Raw genomic sequence first — 15747 nt, forward strand, 5'->3', positions numbered from 1 at the left:
TCCGTCTCTGTGGGGGCCGGCCGTTTCTGTGTTTCACCCCCCCCGGCCCCCGCTGTGGGGGGGGGGCGGGGGGCGCCGGCGCCCCGCCCCCCCCCCCACCCCTCTGTCGGCGTGCACGAGCAGCTCGCCGATCTCGCGACGGACGCACCGACCGCAGGGGTGGTCGATATGCCCACGGCGAACATCGCCGTCCGGCGGGGGCCCGCTGGCTACCCTCTTTGTAAGGCGCAGTGGGTCACAAGCGACCCGAGGCGCCCCGGAGGAGTGAACGATGTTCGAGAGATTCACCGACCGTGCCCGTCGTGTGGTCGTCCTCGCCCAGGAAGAGGCGAAGATGCTCAACCACAACTACATCGGCACCGAGCACATCCTGCTCGGTCTCATCCACGAGGGTGAGGGCGTCGCCGCCAAGGCCCTCGAGAGCCTCGGCATCTCGCTCGATGCGGTGCGCGAGCAGGTGCAGGACATCATCGGGCAGGGTCAGCAGCAGCCGACCGGCCACATCCCCTTCACCCCGCGCGCCAAGAAGGTGCTCGAGCTGAGCCTCCGTGAGGCGCTGCAGCTCGGCCACAACTACATCGGCACCGAGCACATCCTCCTCGGCCTCATCCGCGAGGGCGAGGGCGTCGCCGCCCAGGTGCTCGTCAAGCTCGGCGCCGACCTCAACAAGGTGCGCCAGCAGGTCATCCAGCTGCTGTCGGGCTACCAGGGCAAGGAGCCCGCGGGTGTCGCCTCCGGCGCCGGCGAGCAGACCCAGGGCACCACGCAGGGCGGCTCGCAGGTGCTCGACCAGTTCGGTCGCAACCTCACGCAGGCCGCGCGCGACAACAAGCTCGACCCGGTGATCGGGCGCGAGAAGGAGATCGAGCGCGTCATGCAGATCCTGTCGCGCCGCTCCAAGAACAACCCCGTCCTCATCGGCGAGCCCGGTGTCGGAAAGACGGCGGTCGTCGAAGGCCTCGCGCAGGCGATCGTCAAGGGCGACGTGCCCGAGACGCTCAAGGACAAGCAGCTCTACTCGCTCGACCTCGGCTCGCTCATCGCCGGCTCCCGCTACCGCGGTGACTTCGAGGAGCGCCTGAAGAAGGTCACGAAGGAGATCCGCACGCGCGGCGACATCATCGTCTTCATCGACGAGATCCACACCCTCGTGGGTGCGGGTGCCGCCGAGGGCGCGATCGACGCGGCCTCCATCCTGAAGCCGCTCCTGGCTCGTGGCGAGCTCCAGACGATCGGTGCGACAACGCTCGACGAGTACCGCAAGCACTTCGAGAAGGATGCCGCCCTCGAGCGCCGCTTCCAGCCCATCCAGGTCGCCGAGCCGAGCCTGCCCCACGCGATCAACATCCTGAAGGGCCTGCGCGACCGCTACGAGGCGCACCACAAGGTGCAGATCACCGACGGTGCGATCGTCGCCGCGGCGAACCTCGCCGACCGGTACATCTCGGACCGCTTCCTGCCCGACAAGGCGATCGACCTGATCGACGAGGCCGGCGCCCGTCTGCGCCTGTCGATCCTGTCGAGCCCGCCCGAGCTGCGTGAGTTCGACGACAAGATCGCCAAGGTCCGCGAAGACAAGGAGCGCGCCTCCGAGGACCAGGACTTCGAGAAGGCCGCCGCGCTGCGCGACGAGGAGAAGTCCCTCCTCGCCGAGCGTCTGCGCCTGGAGAAGCAGTGGCGCTCGGGCGACGTCGCGTCGCACGCGGTGGTCGACGAGGGCCTGATCGCCGAGGTGCTCGCCCAGGCGACCGGTATCCCGGTGTTCAAGCTCACCGAGGAGGAGTCGAGCCGCCTCGTCTTCATGGAGAAGGCGCTGCACCAGCGCGTCATCGGCCAGGAGGAGGCGATCGCCGCCCTCGCGAAGACGATCCGCCGCCAGCGCGCGGGCCTCAAGGACCCGAAGCGCCCCTCGGGCTCGTTCATCTTCGCCGGCCCCACGGGAGTCGGAAAGACCGAGCTCGCCAAGGCGCTCGCCGAGTTCCTGTTCGACGACGAGGCCGCGCTGATCTCGCTCGACATGTCGGAGTTCGGTGAGAAGCACACGGTCTCGCGCCTGTTCGGTGCCCCTCCCGGGTTCGTCGGGTTCGAAGAGGGCGGCCAGCTCACCGAGAAGGTGCGCCGCAAGCCGTTCTCGGTCGTGCTCTTCGACGAGATCGAGAAGGCCCACCCCGACATCTTCAACTCGCTGCTGCAGATCCTCGAAGAGGGTCGCCTCACCGACGGTCAGGGTCGCGTCATCGACTTCAAGAACACGGTGATCATCATGACGACGAACCTCGGTTCGTCGGCGATCGCCGGCGGCCCGGTGGGCTTTCAGGTGGAGGGCGACCAGGGCACGACCTACGAGCGGATGAAGGGCAAGGTCAACGAGGAGCTCAAGCGCAACTTCAAGCCCGAGTTCCTCAACCGCGTCGACGACATCATCGTCTTCCCGCAGCTGAACAAGGACGAGCTGCGCCAGATCGTGGGCCTGTTCACCAAGCGCCTCGGCGAGCGTCTGCTCGACCGTGACATGACGCTCGAGCTGTCGGACGCCGCCAAGGACAAGCTGATCGAGATCGGCTTCGACCCGACGCTCGGCGCCCGCCCGCTGCGTCGTGCGATGCAGCGCGAGGTCGAGGACCGCCTGTCGGAGAAGATCCTGCACGGCGAGCTGAACCCCGGCGACCACGTGAAGGTCGACGCCCAGAACGGCGAGTTCGTGTTCGAGCACGGCCCGCGCGGCGAGAAGGTCGCGGTGGGCGTCGTCCACGGCGGCGAGATCACCGCGACGCCCGACCTCGCAGCCAACTCCTGACCCTTCGACAGGCTCAGGGACCACGCGTCGCTGAGCCTGTCGAGGCGCGAAGGACGAAGAGCGGATGCCGACGGCATCCGCTCTTCGTCGTCTCGGGGTCCAGGGGGTTCTACGCTGGACGGGTGGCAGAGTTCACGATCAGGCCGGCGCGTACACGCGATGTCCGCCGCATCCAGGCGCTCCTCGAACCGTTCGTGCAGCGACGCATCCTGCTCGGCAAGGACCTCGTCGTGCTGTACGAGGCGACGCAGCAGTTCCTCGTCGCCGAGGACGCGGACGGCGAGCTCATCGGCTGCGGTGCCCTCCACGTCATGTGGGAGGACCTCGGCGAGGTGCGCACGCTGATCGTCGCCGACGGCTGGCTGCACCACGGCGTCGGCCGGGCGATCGTGGACGGCCTGGAGGCCAACGCCCGCACGCTCGGGCTCTCGCGGCTGTTCTGCCTGACCTTCGAGGTCGACTTCTTCGAGCGCCGCGGCTTCGAGCAGATCGGCGAGCAGGTGGTCGATCCCGACGTGTACTCGCAGCTCATCCGCTCTCCTGACGAGGGCGTCGCCGAGTTCCTCGACCTCGCGCACGTGAAGCCGAACACCCTCGGCAACACCCGCATGCTCAAGCGTCTGTGACCTCGGCGGCAACCTGGGGGTTTGCCCACGCGGCGCGTGCCGGATCGGGATGCCGGCGGCCTCGGTCTAGCCTGTCAGCATGACCGGCACCACCCCGCGACGTCGCCAATCCCCGGCGGTGTACCGCCGTCGGCGCATCGTGCTGCTCGTCGGGCTGCTGGTGATCGCCGGTGTCGTGTGGCTGCTGATCGCGCAGCCCTGGGCCGGGGTCGCGGACGAGACGGACGCCAAGGACGACACCTCCACGAAGCAGAATCAGACCGATTCGCTGCCCGTGCCCTCCTCCGGCGCGACGGACGCCGCGGGTGACGCCGGCGCCACCGGTGGTGCGACGGATGGCGCCGAGACGCCCACGCCCGGTGCGACGCCCACCGCGCTGCCCTGTGTCGCGAGCGCGGTCTCCGTCGAGGCGGTCACCTCGGCCGACACCTACTCGGGCGACGAAAGCCCGCAGTTCACGATCAAGCTCACCAACAACGGCCCCGACTGCACGCTCAATGTCGGGACGAGCGGCCAGTCGTTCACGGTCACCAGTGGTGACGACGTCTGGTGGCGCTCGACCGACTGCCAGAGCGAGCCGAGCGACATGATCGTGACGATCGCCGCCGGCCAGACGGTGTCGAGCGCGTCGCCGCTGGCGTGGGACCGTACGCGCTCCGCGGTCGGCACGTGCGCCGACGCAACGCGTCCGCGTGCTCCGGGCGGCGGCGCGTCGTACAACCTGACGGTCGAGATCGGCGGCATCCCGTCGACCCAGCCGAAGCAGTTCCTGCTCTACTGAGCTCCGCTTCAAGGCCCGACGCTCCGTGAAACCGCGGAGCGGGGCGTCCCCCCGGACCGCCCCGCTCCCCGCACCGGGTGTTGGCCGAACAACCGGTCGTGCGTGCTTTCGACGATTGTCACCCCTATTGGTACGCTGTGTCTACCTTTGAGGCAGAACTTTTGAGGGGATGGTGGGAGTTGGAGTCCACGAGGAAGCCGGTGATCGGCCTGACGACCTACCTTGAGCTCGTGACGCAGGACGTCTGGCAGGAGCGAGGGGCATTCCTGCCCGAGCCGTACATCACGTCGGTCACGGCCGCGGGGGGCATCCCGGTGCTGCTGCCGCCGCAGCCCGCCGCAGAAGACGTGGTCGACGCCGTGCTCGATCGCCTCGACGGCCTCCTGCTGACCGGCGGGCTCGACGTGGATCCCGCACTGTACGGCGCCGAGCGCCACCCGCTCACGGACCCGGCACGCGCGGACCGCGACGAGTGGGAGCTCGCGCTGTTCCGCGGCGCCGAGCGCCGGCGTATGCCTGTGCTCGCGATCTGCCGCGGTCTCCAGCTCATCAACGTCGCCCGTGGCGGGACCCTGCACCAGCACCTTCCTGACGAGCTCGGCACAGAGAAGTACTGCATCGGCGGCGGCGAGTACGCCATCAACGAAGTCACCGTCGATGGGCAGTCCCGGCTCGCCGAGCTCATCGGGCCCGGCGAGCTCGACGTCCACAGCTACCACCACCAGGGCATCGACCGACTGGGTGGGGGGCTCGTCCCGGCGGCGCGCACCGACGACGGTCTCGTGCAGGCGTTCGAGTCCGACGGCGACGGCTACGTCGTCGGAGTGCAGTGGCACCCCGAAGAGAACCCCGACGATCGCCGGCTGTTCGAGGGGCTGGTGGCGGAGGCATCCACGTTCTCGCTGTCGTCCGCGCTGCGGCCATGACGGACGCGCCCCTGGCGGAGGTGCGCAAGGCCGTCTACCGGCCCGTGCGCGAGGGCAACGCCCTCGAAGACACCACGGCGCGGCTCGTGCAGACGGTGCGACTCGGCGTCGTTCCACCGGGGGAATCGCTGCCGTCCGAGCGCGAGCTCGCCGCGCTGTACGCGGTGAGCCGCGACACGGTGCGCGAGGCGATCCGCGAGCTCGCCGACGCCGGATACCTGGTGCGGCGCCGCGGCCGCTACGGCGGCACGTTCGTCGCCGATCCGCTTCCGCAGCCCGACAATCCGCGCCAGGTCACGCCCGAGGAGATGGAGGACGTGCTCGGCATGCGCCGCGTGCTCGAAGCCGGCGCCGCCCGCGCCGCCGCAGCACGCACCCTTGACGCCACGGCCCGCGACGAGCTGTGGGCCCACTTCGAGGCGGTGGCCGCGGCATCCGAGTCGGACTACCGCCGGCTCGACACGCAGCTGCACCTGGCGATCGCCGAGGCCGCCGGCATCCCGTCGCTGGTCGCGCTCGCGGCCGAGAACCGGGCACGGGTGAACGAGTGGCTCGACACGTTCCCGCTGCTGCGGCGCAACATCGAGCACTCCAACGGGCAGCACGAGCGGATCGTCACGGCCATCCTCGCGGGGCGACCGGATGCCGCCGTCGCGGCGATCCTCGAGCACCTGGCAGGCTCGGAGGCACTCGTGCGCGGGTTCCTGGCCTGAGCCGCTGGTTAGGCTGGTGGGGTGGCAGGCAAGAAGCGCGTGAAGAAGCCGAAGGAACCGCTCGAGTTCCGCAACACGCAGCTGGGCGACGCGCTGCAGACGCAGGACATGGCGGCCGTCGCGTTCGCGCTGCGTCACGGGCCCACCGTCGTGCCGCTCATGAAGCCCGGCCAGCGCGACAACCCGCTCGACGTGGGCGAGGTGTGGACGTACCGCGACCCGAACACCGGCGACCTCGCCCTGCTGCTGTTCAGCGACGCGGCGAACAAGCCGGCGGCGCTGCCGCCCGCTGTCGCCCTGCAGTCGCCGGGGTGGCTGCGCGCGTTCCTCGAGACGCACAAGGACAGCATCTCGACGGTGTTCTTCGACATCGCCGGACCTCACCCGATGCAGGCGTCGCCCGTCGACGTCATCGCTGCGCTCGACGCCTGATCGCGCCGAGGCATCCGCGACACTCCGACGCGGGTGCGCGCGGTGTACCGGTCTGTTGGGCATGCTCGCGGGGTGGAATACGTCCTGGTGGGCATGGTGTGCGCGATCGGACTCGTGATCCCGATCGCTCTCGGTCTCGTCGACCCGCAGCGCCGCCGCCGTCCGCGCGGGCGTTGAGCCCGCACCAGGAGGACCCCATGACTGCTGCCCCGACGCAGACGCTCGACCAGATCCCGGTGCACGACCCGTTCGTCGTCGCCGATGCGCGCACTGGCCGCTACCACCTGTTCACCGCGTTCGACGGGCGCCGCGGTCCGATCCACGGCACCGGCGTGGTCTCGTACACGAGTGAGAATCTGCGCGACTGGTCGGGGCCGAACGTCGTGTTCCGCGTGCCGGGCGACAGCTGGGCGGATCGGGATGCCGCCCCCTGGGCCCCGGAGGTCCACGAGTACCGCGGCCGCTACTACCTCTTCACGACGCTGCACCAGCCGGCGACCGAGCTGCCGTGGCCGCAGCGCGGGTCGACGGTGTTCGAGGTGCGCTCCGCGGGCGACTCCGCGGCCCGACGTCCGACGGCCCGCGGCACCGTGATCGCGGTCGCCGACTCGCTCGACGGGCCGTTCGAGCTCGTGCGCACCGACCGCCCGATCCCGCCGCCGGAGTTCATGTCGCTCGACGGCACCCTGTACCTCGACGACGACGGCACGCCCTGGATGGTCTACGCGCACGAGTGGGTGCAGGTGATCGACGGCACCTTCGAGGCGATCCGGCTCGCCCCCGACCTGAGCGGCCCCGTCGGCGAGCCGGTGCACCTGTTCCGTGCCTCGGAGGGATCGTGGCTGCGCGAGTGGGCGGCGACGGCGGGCTCCCTCGCGCCGTACGTCTCGGACGGCTGCCAGCTGCGCAGGCTGGAGAGCGGGGCCCTGACGATGCTGTGGGCCTCCTATCGGCGGCATCCCGACGGTCACGACGAGTACATCGAGACCTCGGCCACCTCGCCCAGCGGTTCGCTGTTCGGCCCGTGGGTGCAGAACGGCATCCTCGTCGACGGGAACGCGGGCCACGGCATGGTGTTCGACGGGTTCGACGGCAGGAGCTACCTGATCCTCCACCGCGGCATGAACACGCCGGTCGTGCGCGCCGAGATCTTCGAGATCGTCGACGACGGCGACCAGTTGCGGGTGGTGGCGGACCGCCTCGACCTCTCCCATCCGTCGGAGGCGTAGCCCGCCGGGTCAGAACTCGGGGATGTCGTCGCCGGGGCGGCCCTTGGTCCGCGCGCGGACGTCGTTCAGCGCGCCGAGGAGCCGGCCCGAACGGTTGTCGATGAGGTCGCGGTAGCCGAGGCGGGCGGCCTCGGTGCGGCGCTGCGCGGACTGCGTCACGGGGCGGATCTCGCCCGCGAGACTCAGCTCGCCGACGGCGGCGATGTGGCGGGGGATCGTGAGGTTGTTCACGGCGCCGGCCACCGCGAGCGCGATCGCGAGGTCGGCCGCGGGCTCGGTGAACCGCACGCCGCCCACCGTCGAGACGTACACGTCCTTGTCGGACGTCTTGACGTCGACGCGCTTCTCGAGCACCGCGAGCACGGTGGCCACGCGCGCGGCGTCGACGCCGTTGACGATGCGCCGCGGGTTGGGCGACTTGCTGTCGATGACCAGGGCCTGCACCTCGACCGGGAGGGCGCGCCGGCCCTCGAGTGCGATCGACACGCACGTGCCCGGCTCGGACGTGCCGTGCCCGAGGAACAGCGCGCTCGGGTCTGGCACCTCGGCGATGCCCGCGCCGGTCATGTCGAAGCAGCCGACCTCGTCGGTAGGACCGAAGCGGTTCTTGAGCGCGCGCACGAAGCGCAGCGACGTCTGCCGGTCGCCCTCGAACTGGCACACCACGTCGACGAGGTGCTCGAGGATGCGGGGACCCGCGATCGACCCGTCCTTCGTGACATGGCCGACGATGATCGTCGGGATCGCCCGCTCCTTGGCGATGCGGATCAGCGTCGCCGCGACCTCGCGCACCTGCGACGGATGCCCGGCCATGCCCTCCGACAGCGCCGACGACACCGTCTGCACCGAGTCGACGATCAGCAGGTCGGGCGCCACCTCGTCGACGTGCCCGAGGATCGTCGCGAGGTCGGTCTCGCTCGCGAGGTACAGCTCGTCGTGGAGCGCGCCGGTGCGCTCTGCCCGCAGCCGCACCTGCGCCGTGGACTCTTCGGCGCTCGCGTACAGCACCCGGCGCCCGGCCCGCGCGGACTGGGCCGCGACCTCCAGCAGCAGCGTGGACTTGCCGACGCCGGGCTCGCCCGACAGCAGGATCGCGGCGCCGGGCACGATGCCGCCGCCGAGCACCCGGTCGAACTCGCCGACACCGCTCGTGCGACGCGGGACGTCGGAGGTGTCGATGTGGGTGATGGGCTGCGCGGCCCGGGAGGCGCCCGGCGCCACCGGCGTCACGGATCGCAGGATGCCGGTCTGCTCCGCGGCCTCGACCACGGTGCCCCACTGCTGGCACTCGCCGCACCGCCCGACCCACTTGAGGGTCGTCCACCCGCACTCCGTGCACCGGTACGGCGCGGTCTGCGTGGGGCGTCGGGGTGCGGCCATGCGTTCAGCGTACGTGCGGCGTGCGACATCGCCCGCGAGGCCCGCGCGACCTCGGACGGACGGATGCCGCGAGCCGCGGCATCCCGTCTCCTCGGAGTCAGCCCAAGGCGGCGGCGAGCCCTTCGAACAGGGTCGGCGCGGGCAGGCCGCCGCCGTCGAACTCGATGTCGGACGAGGTCACGACGACGATCGTGGCGTCCAGGTCGTAGGAGTGGAAGACGGACGTCGTGTAGCCGGGGATGGTGCCGGAGTGGCCCCACCAGCCGTCCGGTCGCGCACCCCACCCGATGCCGTAGCCGCCGTCGGCGGTGTTGGGCGGCGGCGACGACAGGATCGAGTCGCGCCGCAGCTGCTGCAGCTCGGGAGTGAGGACGCCCTCGCCGGTGAACAGCGCATCGGCCCACAGCTCGAGGTCGTCGAGGGTCGAGATCACCTCGCCCGCGGTGTTGCCGAACGACGGGTTCCAGTCGGTGGCGTCGGCGATCGTGCCCTCGGGCTGGCCCTGCACCGTCACGCCCGACAGGCGCGGCTCGTCCATCGCCGCGGAGCCGTCGGGGTAGACGGTGTGGTCCATCCCGAGCGGTTCGAACAGGCGCTCGGCGAACACGTCGGCGATGGGCTGCGACAGCACCTGCTGGATGACCATGCCGAGCAGGATGTAGTTGGTGTTCGAGTACACCCACACCTCTCCCGGCGCTCCGTCCACGGGAAGCGTCTTGGCGTAGTCGAGCAGCTCCTGCGACGTGAAGACCGTGCTCGGATCGCCGAAGTACGCGTTCTGCCAGTCCTGGTCCGTCGAGTACGAGGGGATACCGCTGGTCATGTCGGCCAGCTGGCGCAGGGTCGCCGAGCCGTTGGGCGCGTCGGGCACGTACATCGAGATCGGGTCCTCGAGTTTCACCAGTCCCTCGCCGACGAGCTGCAGCAGAATCGTCGCCGTCATCGTCTTGGTGAGGCTGCCGATGCGGGTGTTGTCGGTCGCGGCCGGCGCCTCGTCGGTCTCGAGCGAGACCGTGCCCGCCGTCCCCGTCCAGGTGCCGTCGGGCGTGATGACCCGGGCGATGACGCCCGGCAGCCGGTCGCCGATCGGCGCCTCGTCGAGCACCGCCTGCAGCGCGGCGACCGTCTCTGCCGGCAGCGCCTGCGAGGTGCCGGTGGGGGCGGGCGTCGACGTCGCCGTCGGCGCCGGGGCGGAGCATCCCGTCATCGCCAGAAGGGCGACTGCGACGGAGGCGGTGAGCGCAAGGCCCCTGGACACGCGTGTGTGCGATCGCACGACGACCCCCCGGATTCGTTCCTGCTTGCAGAAGCTCCTGGCTCGTCGTCCAGAAGCGCGGACGTGGATGCCGACACCCGCGGCATCCACGTCCTTCGATGTGTCAGCCGCGCAGCGAGTCGGCGACCTCGCGCAGTGCGTCGGCCGACCGGTGGAACAGATCGAGCTCGCGGCTGTCGAACTGCGTCTCGCGGATCGGGACGGCACCGGCCGCGCTCACGACCGACGGGACCGACAGGGCGACGCCGTCGACGCCGTGGAAGTCGCGCAGCAGGGGCGAGACCGGCAGCACCGCGTGCTGGTCGCCGAGGATCGCCTCGATGATGCGGGCGCTCGACAGGCCGATGGCGTAGTTGGTCGCACCCTTGCCCTGGATGACCTTGTAGGCGGCGTCGCGCACATCGATGGCGATCTGGTCGAGCTCTTCGGCGGTCATGCGGTCGCCGCGGGGCGTCACCCACTCCAGGATCGGGACCGTGCCGATCGTCGCCTTCGACCACAGCGGGAACTCGGTGTCGCCGTGCTCGCCGACGATGTAGGCGTGCACGCTCGAGGTCGACACCCCGGCGCGCTCGGCGAGCTTCCACCGCAGGCGCGACGTGTCGAGCACCGTGCCCGACGCGAAGATGCGCTCCGGCGGCAGGCCCGTCTGCTCCTGTGCGAGCACCGTCAGCACGTCGCACGGGTTCGTGACGATCACGTAGATGGCGTTGGGGGCCGCCTCCAGCAGCTGCGGCATCATCGTCTTCATGATCCGGGCGTTGACGCCTGCCAGCTCGATGCGCGTCTGCCCCGGGTCCTGCTTGGCGCCCGCGGTGATCACCACGACGTGCGAGCCCTCGACGACCGACAGGTCGCTGCCGCCGATGATGTCGCTGGATCCGGTGAACTGCGTGCCGTGGGCGAGGTCGAGCACCTCGGCCTCGACCTTCTGGGTCGCGATGTCGTACAGCGCGACGTGACGCGCCGACCCGCGGATGAGTGCCGCGTACGCGGTGCTCGATCCGACGCTGCCGGCGCCGACGACGGTGACTTTCGAGTTCTCGATGACGGCCATGCGGCCAGTCTTGCAGGGCACACCGCGGCGGGGCCAGCGTGTTCCGCCGTGTCTATCGCGACAGAGTGGATGCCGCACCCCGGCGCGCACCGGCCGTGGACGTGCGCCGCGATCGGGTGGCGGCATCCCCTCGATCAGTGCGACGGCTGATCGGCGGTGTCGCGCGGGGGATTGCGGATGCCGAGGAACGACGTGATGCCGCCGACGATCATGAGCGCCGCGGTCACGAGGGCGGCCCGGTGGAAGCCCTCGAGGTCGAGCGAGCCGCCGACGATGACCGCCAGCAGCGCGACCGTGACGAGGCCGGCGACGCGCGCGACGGCGTTGTTGACCGCCGAGGCGATGCCCGAGCGCTCGGGCTCGATGGCGCCGAGGATCGCCGAGGTGAGCGGCGCGACCGTGAGGGCGAGGCCGACGCCCATCACGATCATGCTGGGCAGCACCTGCCACCAGTACGAGAACTCGGCGGTCGTCGTGAGCAGCAGGAGCGCGCCGAGGCCCATGACGATCGGCCCGACGGTCATGAAGAGCCGCGGTCCCCACCGGCCGCTCCACTCGCCGGCGCGCGAGCTCAGCGCGATCATGATGAGGGTCACGGGCAGGCTCGCGAGCCCCGCCGCCGTGGCCGACAGACCGGGCCCCTCCTGCAGGTACACGACCACGACCATGCCGTTGAGCGCGAGAGCGCCGTAGATGAACGCGGTGGCGACGTTGCCCGTCCAGAAGTTGCGCACGCGGAAGAGGTCGAGCGGCAGGATCGGGCTGCGCACGTACCGCTGACGCAGGATGAAGGCAACGAACAGCACGGCGCCGACCACGAGCGGGATCCAGATGTGGGGCGCCGTCCACCCGGAGTTCGGCTGCTCGATCAGGGCGTAGACCATGCCGCCGAGCCCGAACGTGCACATGATCGCGCCCAGCCAGTCGATGGACGCGTCGGGATGCCGCACGTCGTGGAACCCGCCGCGCGCCAGCAGGACGAGCGTCGCGGCGATCGGCACGACGTTGATGAGGAACGCGAGCCGCCACGACGCCAGGTCGACCAGCACGCCGCCGATGAGGGGGCCGACGATCATCGCCGAGGTCGTCATGGCCGTCCAGATGCCGATGGCGCGGCTCTGCGCAGGGCCGCTGAAGTTCGACGTGATGAGCGCGAGCGAGCTCGGCACCAGGAACGCGCCCGCCGCACCCTGCACGGCGCGCGCCACGATGAGGAACTCGGCCGACTGCGAGGCCGCGATCGCGATGGAGGCCACCCCGAACCCGATGAGCCCGATGCGCAGCACGAGCACGCGCCCGTAGGCGTCGCTGACCGAGCCCGCAACGAGGATGAGCGCGCCGAGCGTGATGAGGTAGGCGTCGACCACCCACTGCTGCGTCGTGATGCCGCCGCCCAGCTCTTCGCTGATCGCCGGCAGCGCGACATTGACGATCGTGCCGTCGAGGAAGGCCACGAACGACCCCAGCACCGCGATCCACAGCACGTAGCGCTGCGTCGTCGCCATGCGGGTCGCCGGGCCGGCGCCGGGTGCGTCCTCGGTCACCTGCCCCACGCTAGACCCGGCAGGCGACATCGGGGGCGGGATCCGTCAGCGGAGGGCGGCGTGAAAGCGACGGGACCGATCGGCGGGCCGCGGCCTTGTGGGGGCAGATGTGCGCGATCCGTCCCGCCGCTCTGACCGGCGGCCTCCACCTGTTCACCGGCGCCGCCGGATTCCGCAGTCGACCGTCGGCACCGCGAGGGCTAGCCTGACCCCTGGAGTGGACCCCAGTCGCTCCGGAAGGACGGCGCGGATGGACTACGGGCTTCACATCGCGGACTTCACCTGGCGCAGCGGCGCCCCGAACCTCGGCCCCGCGCTCGCGGCGCACGTGCGCAACGCCGAGGCCGCCGGCATCCGTCGCATCACAGTGATGGACCACTTCTGGCAGTTGCCGGGCCTCGGCCCGGTCGAGCACGAGATGCTCGAGGCGTACGCGACGCTCGGGTTCATCGCCGCGCACACCGAGAGCGTGCTGCTGCACACGCTGGTGTCGGGGGTGATCTACCGCCACCCTTCGCTGCTGGCGAAGCAGGTGACGACGCTCGACGTGCTGTCGGGCGGCCGTGTCGGGCTCGGTATCGGTGCCGCCTGGAACGAGGAGGAGTGCCGCGGTCTCGGCTTCCCGTTCCCGCCGGTCGCGCGGAGGTTCCGCGAGCTCGAAGAGACGCTGCAGATCTGCCTGCAGATGTGGTCCGACTCGGACGACGCCTACGAGGGGGCGATCTGGCAGCTCGAACGCACGATCAACTCGCCGCAGAGCATCACCCGGCCGCACCCGTACCTGCTGATCGGCGGCGGCGGCGAGAAGAAGACCCTGCGCCTCGTCGCCCAGTACGCCGACGCGTGCAACCTCGGCGTGCGCGACGAGCTGCCCACCCACAAGCTCGACGTGCTGCGCAGCCATTGCGATGACGTCGGCCGCGACTACGACACGATCGAGAAGACCGCGATGGTGCCCATGACGCCCGAGACCACATCGTCGTCGCTGGCGGCGTTGACGGCGACGCTGGCCGACATCGGCTTCACCGCCACATACGTCTTCGCCGTCGGGATGGACGAGCCGTCTCAGGTCGTCGACGTCATCCGCGGCGCCATCGAACTCGGGTGATCCGGAGAGTGGATGCCGCCCCCGCCGCCGATTCGCGGCATCGGCCAACGTGACGTAAGCTTGTCCGCGGTGACGTGTCCGAGCGGCCGAAGGTGCAACTCTCGAAAAGTTGTGTAGGGTAACCCCCTACCGTGGGTTCAAATCCCACCGTCACCGCCATGAAAACCCCTGCTCAGCAGGGGTTTTCTTTTTTGGCTCTGCCCACAGTTTGCCCACATGTGCTCGGGACGTGACTGGCGGTGAGGCGTCGATTGAGCAGGCCGGTGAGCGCCGAGAGCGAGCCCGGTCGTGCGAGTGTCCGCCCTCGACTCGCGAGATTGCGCGGTTTGACGTGGGTTTCGTCGACACCACGGGAGATGCCATGACCTCGTGGTCGTCCCTGCGGTGGGCAACGTGCTCCACGGCGGGCCGGTCCACTTCGACACGAGCATCCGTACATCGGGACTTCCGACTTGCCGCCCGCGGATCCATTCCGGTGCCCCAGGCGGTGATCGCTAGGTCGCAGTGAGCTCTAGCTGGAAAGCAACCAGACAAGTGCAGCGGCATTGACTACTGCGGTGAAGGCGGGGCCAATGGTCTTCAGTCGGTCGCGAGCCTTGGCGCCGACGACAGCATCCAGACCCTGCACAATGATCATCGCCAGCGCCGCTGCTGCCAGGAAACCGTTACTCCCGACGAGGGTGGCGGCGACCGAGATGACGACAAGTGCGATGCTTCGTGACAGTGCGTACTCAGACGGCACGCGTCCATCTCCGCTTGCCGAGCGGCGACCCGCGATAGCGAATCCTGCGCTCACGAGCGAACTCACAAGCGTGATACCCGCGCAAACCCAGAACGCAATCGACATGACTCGATGCTAGGTCGCCCGCAAGCGGTTTCCACAGAAGCACCCTCCAGCGGGCAGTACACGAATAGGGATCCTTGGGTTCTTGCGGGCGGTGCGATAGCGGGCCCGGCGTGCATCTGGATCCGCAAGCGGGCATGGACGCGGTGAACGATACGGCCCGACCAAGGTCGTGACGCTGCTGCGGCCAACTCCGCCGAGGCGTAGGTTCGGCATCATGGCTGAGGTCGTTGTCGACGGGCTGCGCATCGCGTACCGGCGGGACGGGAGCGGACCTCCGCTCGTCCTCTTTCACGGCGCCTTCGAGGACTCTCGTATCTGGGCCGATGAGCTGCGAACCCTCAGCCCGCACCTCGACGTCATCGCCTGGGACGCGCCCGGGTGCGGTGCCTCCGATGACGTGCCCCGCGGGTGGACCGCCGCGGACTGGGCGGCGGTGGCCTCCGGATTCGTCACCGCGTTGGGGCTGACAACGCCGGCCGTCGCAGGGCTCTCTTTCGGGTCAGTGGTCGCGCTGCTGCTCGCCTGCCATCACCCGTCCCGTGTCGGCCACCTCGTCCTGATCGGCGGATACGCCGGTTGGGGTGGATCTCTGGACGCTGACACGCTGGCACAGCGCCTCGCCGCGGTGCGCTCCACAACAATTCACCGGGTCGACGAGTGGGCCGAGGACTTCCTTGATTCCGTGTACCCGCCGGGTGCGACGCCCGAGCGTCGAGCGCGCGCCCGCACCCTTATCGATGACTGGAGACCCGCCACCACCGAGGCGCTCATCGCCGTCATGACGCAGGATCTGCGGCCAGACCTGCCCGAGATACGCACGTCGACCGTCGTCGTGCGTGGCACCGCCGACTCACGTAGCCCCCGAAGCGCCTCACTCGACCTGTGCGCGAAGCTCCCACGCAGCCACTTCCTGGAGATCGCCGACGCGGGCCACGATTGCAGCGGGCCGGAACTCGACGCCGTGCTCCTTCGCGCAGCGCGTGACGCGCAAGCCGCCGCGGCCACGGCACCCGAATGACGGCGACCGTCGA

General features: G+C 70.0%; 14 protein-coding genes and 1 tRNA gene. 10 read left to right on the forward strand and 5 right to left on the reverse strand.

Features of this window, described 5'->3' with window-relative positions; all coding sequences use genetic code 11:
* Window positions 1-271 precede the first annotated feature (271 nt).
* The 7 genes from ACFWJ8_RS09515 (at window position 272) to ACFWJ8_RS09545 (ending at window position 7504) form a co-directional block, all read left to right on the forward strand.
* Window positions 272-2797: an ATP-dependent Clp protease ATP-binding subunit gene (locus ACFWJ8_RS09515; protein WP_345544685.1), complete on the forward strand. Its 2526-nt coding sequence runs from the start codon at window positions 272-274 to the stop codon at window positions 2795-2797.
* Between the two features lie 122 nt (window positions 2798-2919).
* Window positions 2920-3423, forward strand: a complete 504-nt coding sequence (locus tag ACFWJ8_RS09520) for an amino-acid N-acetyltransferase (RefSeq protein ID WP_378810883.1) — start codon at window positions 2920-2922, stop codon at window positions 3421-3423.
* 79 nt (window positions 3424-3502) lie between these two features.
* A complete protein-coding gene (locus ACFWJ8_RS09525; protein ID WP_378810885.1) occupies window positions 3503-4204 on the forward strand; it encodes a hypothetical protein in 702 nt (233 codons plus the stop codon).
* Between the two features lie 200 nt (window positions 4205-4404).
* Window positions 4405-5130, forward strand: a complete 726-nt coding sequence (locus tag ACFWJ8_RS09530) for a gamma-glutamyl-gamma-aminobutyrate hydrolase family protein (RefSeq protein WP_378810886.1) — start codon at window positions 4405-4407, stop codon at window positions 5128-5130.
* Complete coding sequence (locus tag ACFWJ8_RS09535) at window positions 5127-5843, forward strand: FadR/GntR family transcriptional regulator (RefSeq protein WP_378810888.1); 717 nt, start codon at window positions 5127-5129, stop codon at window positions 5841-5843. The genes ACFWJ8_RS09530 and ACFWJ8_RS09535 overlap by 4 nt, the downstream gene beginning before the upstream one ends.
* 21 nt (window positions 5844-5864) lie before the next feature.
* Window positions 5865-6275, forward strand: a complete 411-nt coding sequence (locus tag ACFWJ8_RS09540) for a dehydrogenase (protein ID WP_378810889.1) — start codon at window positions 5865-5867, stop codon at window positions 6273-6275.
* Window positions 6276-6472: 197 nt separating this feature from the next.
* Window positions 6473-7504, forward strand: coding sequence for a glycoside hydrolase family 43 protein (locus ACFWJ8_RS09545; RefSeq protein ID WP_378810891.1), 1032 nt, complete (start codon window positions 6473-6475; stop codon window positions 7502-7504).
* Window positions 7505-7513: 9 nt separating this feature from the next.
* Here ACFWJ8_RS09545 and radA read toward each other — a convergent pair whose 3' ends face one another.
* The 4 genes from radA to ACFWJ8_RS09565 form a co-directional block, all read right to left on the reverse strand.
* Window positions 7514-8884, reverse strand: coding sequence for a DNA repair protein RadA (gene radA / locus ACFWJ8_RS09550; RefSeq protein WP_378810892.1), 1371 nt, complete (start codon window positions 8882-8884; stop codon window positions 7514-7516).
* Between the two features lie 97 nt (window positions 8885-8981).
* Window positions 8982-10142, reverse strand: a complete 1161-nt coding sequence (locus tag ACFWJ8_RS09555) for a serine hydrolase domain-containing protein (RefSeq protein ID WP_378810894.1) — start codon at window positions 10140-10142, stop codon at window positions 8982-8984.
* Window positions 10143-10263: 121 nt separating this feature from the next.
* Entirely contained in the window at window positions 10264-11217 is a 954-nt protein-coding gene (locus tag ACFWJ8_RS09560; protein ID WP_378810895.1) for an L-lactate dehydrogenase, read from the reverse strand.
* A 134-nt stretch (window positions 11218-11351) separates the two neighbouring features.
* A complete protein-coding gene (locus ACFWJ8_RS09565; protein ID WP_378810951.1) occupies window positions 11352-12722 on the reverse strand; it encodes an MFS transporter in 1371 nt (456 codons plus the stop codon).
* A 289-nt stretch (window positions 12723-13011) separates the two neighbouring features.
* Between ACFWJ8_RS09565 and ACFWJ8_RS09570 the strand changes: the two genes are divergently transcribed.
* Together ACFWJ8_RS09570 and ACFWJ8_RS09575 are read left to right on the forward strand one after the other, a co-directional pair.
* Complete coding sequence (locus tag ACFWJ8_RS09570) at window positions 13012-13869, forward strand: LLM class F420-dependent oxidoreductase (protein WP_378810897.1); 858 nt, start codon at window positions 13012-13014, stop codon at window positions 13867-13869.
* A gap of 68 nt (window positions 13870-13937) precedes the next feature.
* Window positions 13938-14028, forward strand: a tRNA-Ser gene (locus tag ACFWJ8_RS09575).
* A gap of 352 nt (window positions 14029-14380) precedes the next feature.
* On the opposite strand, the gene ACFWJ8_RS09580 is transcribed toward ACFWJ8_RS09575, so the two are convergent.
* On the reverse strand, window positions 14381-14716 hold the full coding sequence (locus tag ACFWJ8_RS09580; protein WP_378810898.1) for a hypothetical protein: 336 nt from the start codon (window positions 14714-14716) through the stop codon (window positions 14381-14383).
* Between the two features lie 214 nt (window positions 14717-14930).
* On the opposite strand from ACFWJ8_RS09580, the gene ACFWJ8_RS09585 reads away from it, so the two are divergent.
* Window positions 14931-15734: an alpha/beta fold hydrolase gene (locus tag ACFWJ8_RS09585; RefSeq protein WP_378810900.1), complete on the forward strand. Its 804-nt coding sequence runs from the start codon at window positions 14931-14933 to the stop codon at window positions 15732-15734.
* Window positions 15735-15747 lie beyond the last annotated feature (13 nt).

The organism is Microbacterium sp. NPDC058389, assembly GCF_042722305.1.
In the GTDB taxonomy this organism is placed as follows: Bacteria; Actinomycetota; Actinomycetes; order Actinomycetales; family Microbacteriaceae; genus Microbacterium.

Coding starts and splice junctions, on each gene's coding strand:
- ACFWJ8_RS09580 (WP_378810898.1), bottom strand. CDS start 14,716: ATGTCGATTGCGTTCTGGGTTTGCGCGGGTATCACGCTTGTGAGTTCG.
- ACFWJ8_RS09585 (WP_378810900.1), top strand. CDS start 14,931: ATGGCTGAGGTCGTTGTCGACGGGCTGCGCATCGCGTACCGGCGGGAC.
- radA (WP_378810892.1), bottom strand. CDS start 8,884: ATGGCCGCACCCCGACGCCCCACGCAGACCGCGCCGTACCGGTGCACG.
- ACFWJ8_RS09525 (WP_378810885.1), top strand. CDS start 3,503: ATGACCGGCACCACCCCGCGACGTCGCCAATCCCCGGCGGTGTACCGC.
- ACFWJ8_RS09570 (WP_378810897.1), top strand. CDS start 13,012: ATGGACTACGGGCTTCACATCGCGGACTTCACCTGGCGCAGCGGCGCC.
- ACFWJ8_RS09545 (WP_378810891.1), top strand. CDS start 6,473: ATGACTGCTGCCCCGACGCAGACGCTCGACCAGATCCCGGTGCACGAC.
- ACFWJ8_RS09565 (WP_378810951.1), bottom strand. CDS start 12,722: ATGGCGACGACGCAGCGCTACGTGCTGTGGATCGCGGTGCTGGGGTCG.
- ACFWJ8_RS09515 (WP_345544685.1), top strand. CDS start 272: ATGTTCGAGAGATTCACCGACCGTGCCCGTCGTGTGGTCGTCCTCGCC.
- ACFWJ8_RS09535 (WP_378810888.1), top strand. CDS start 5,127: ATGACGGACGCGCCCCTGGCGGAGGTGCGCAAGGCCGTCTACCGGCCC.
- ACFWJ8_RS09560 (WP_378810895.1), bottom strand. CDS start 11,217: ATGGCCGTCATCGAGAACTCGAAAGTCACCGTCGTCGGCGCCGGCAGC.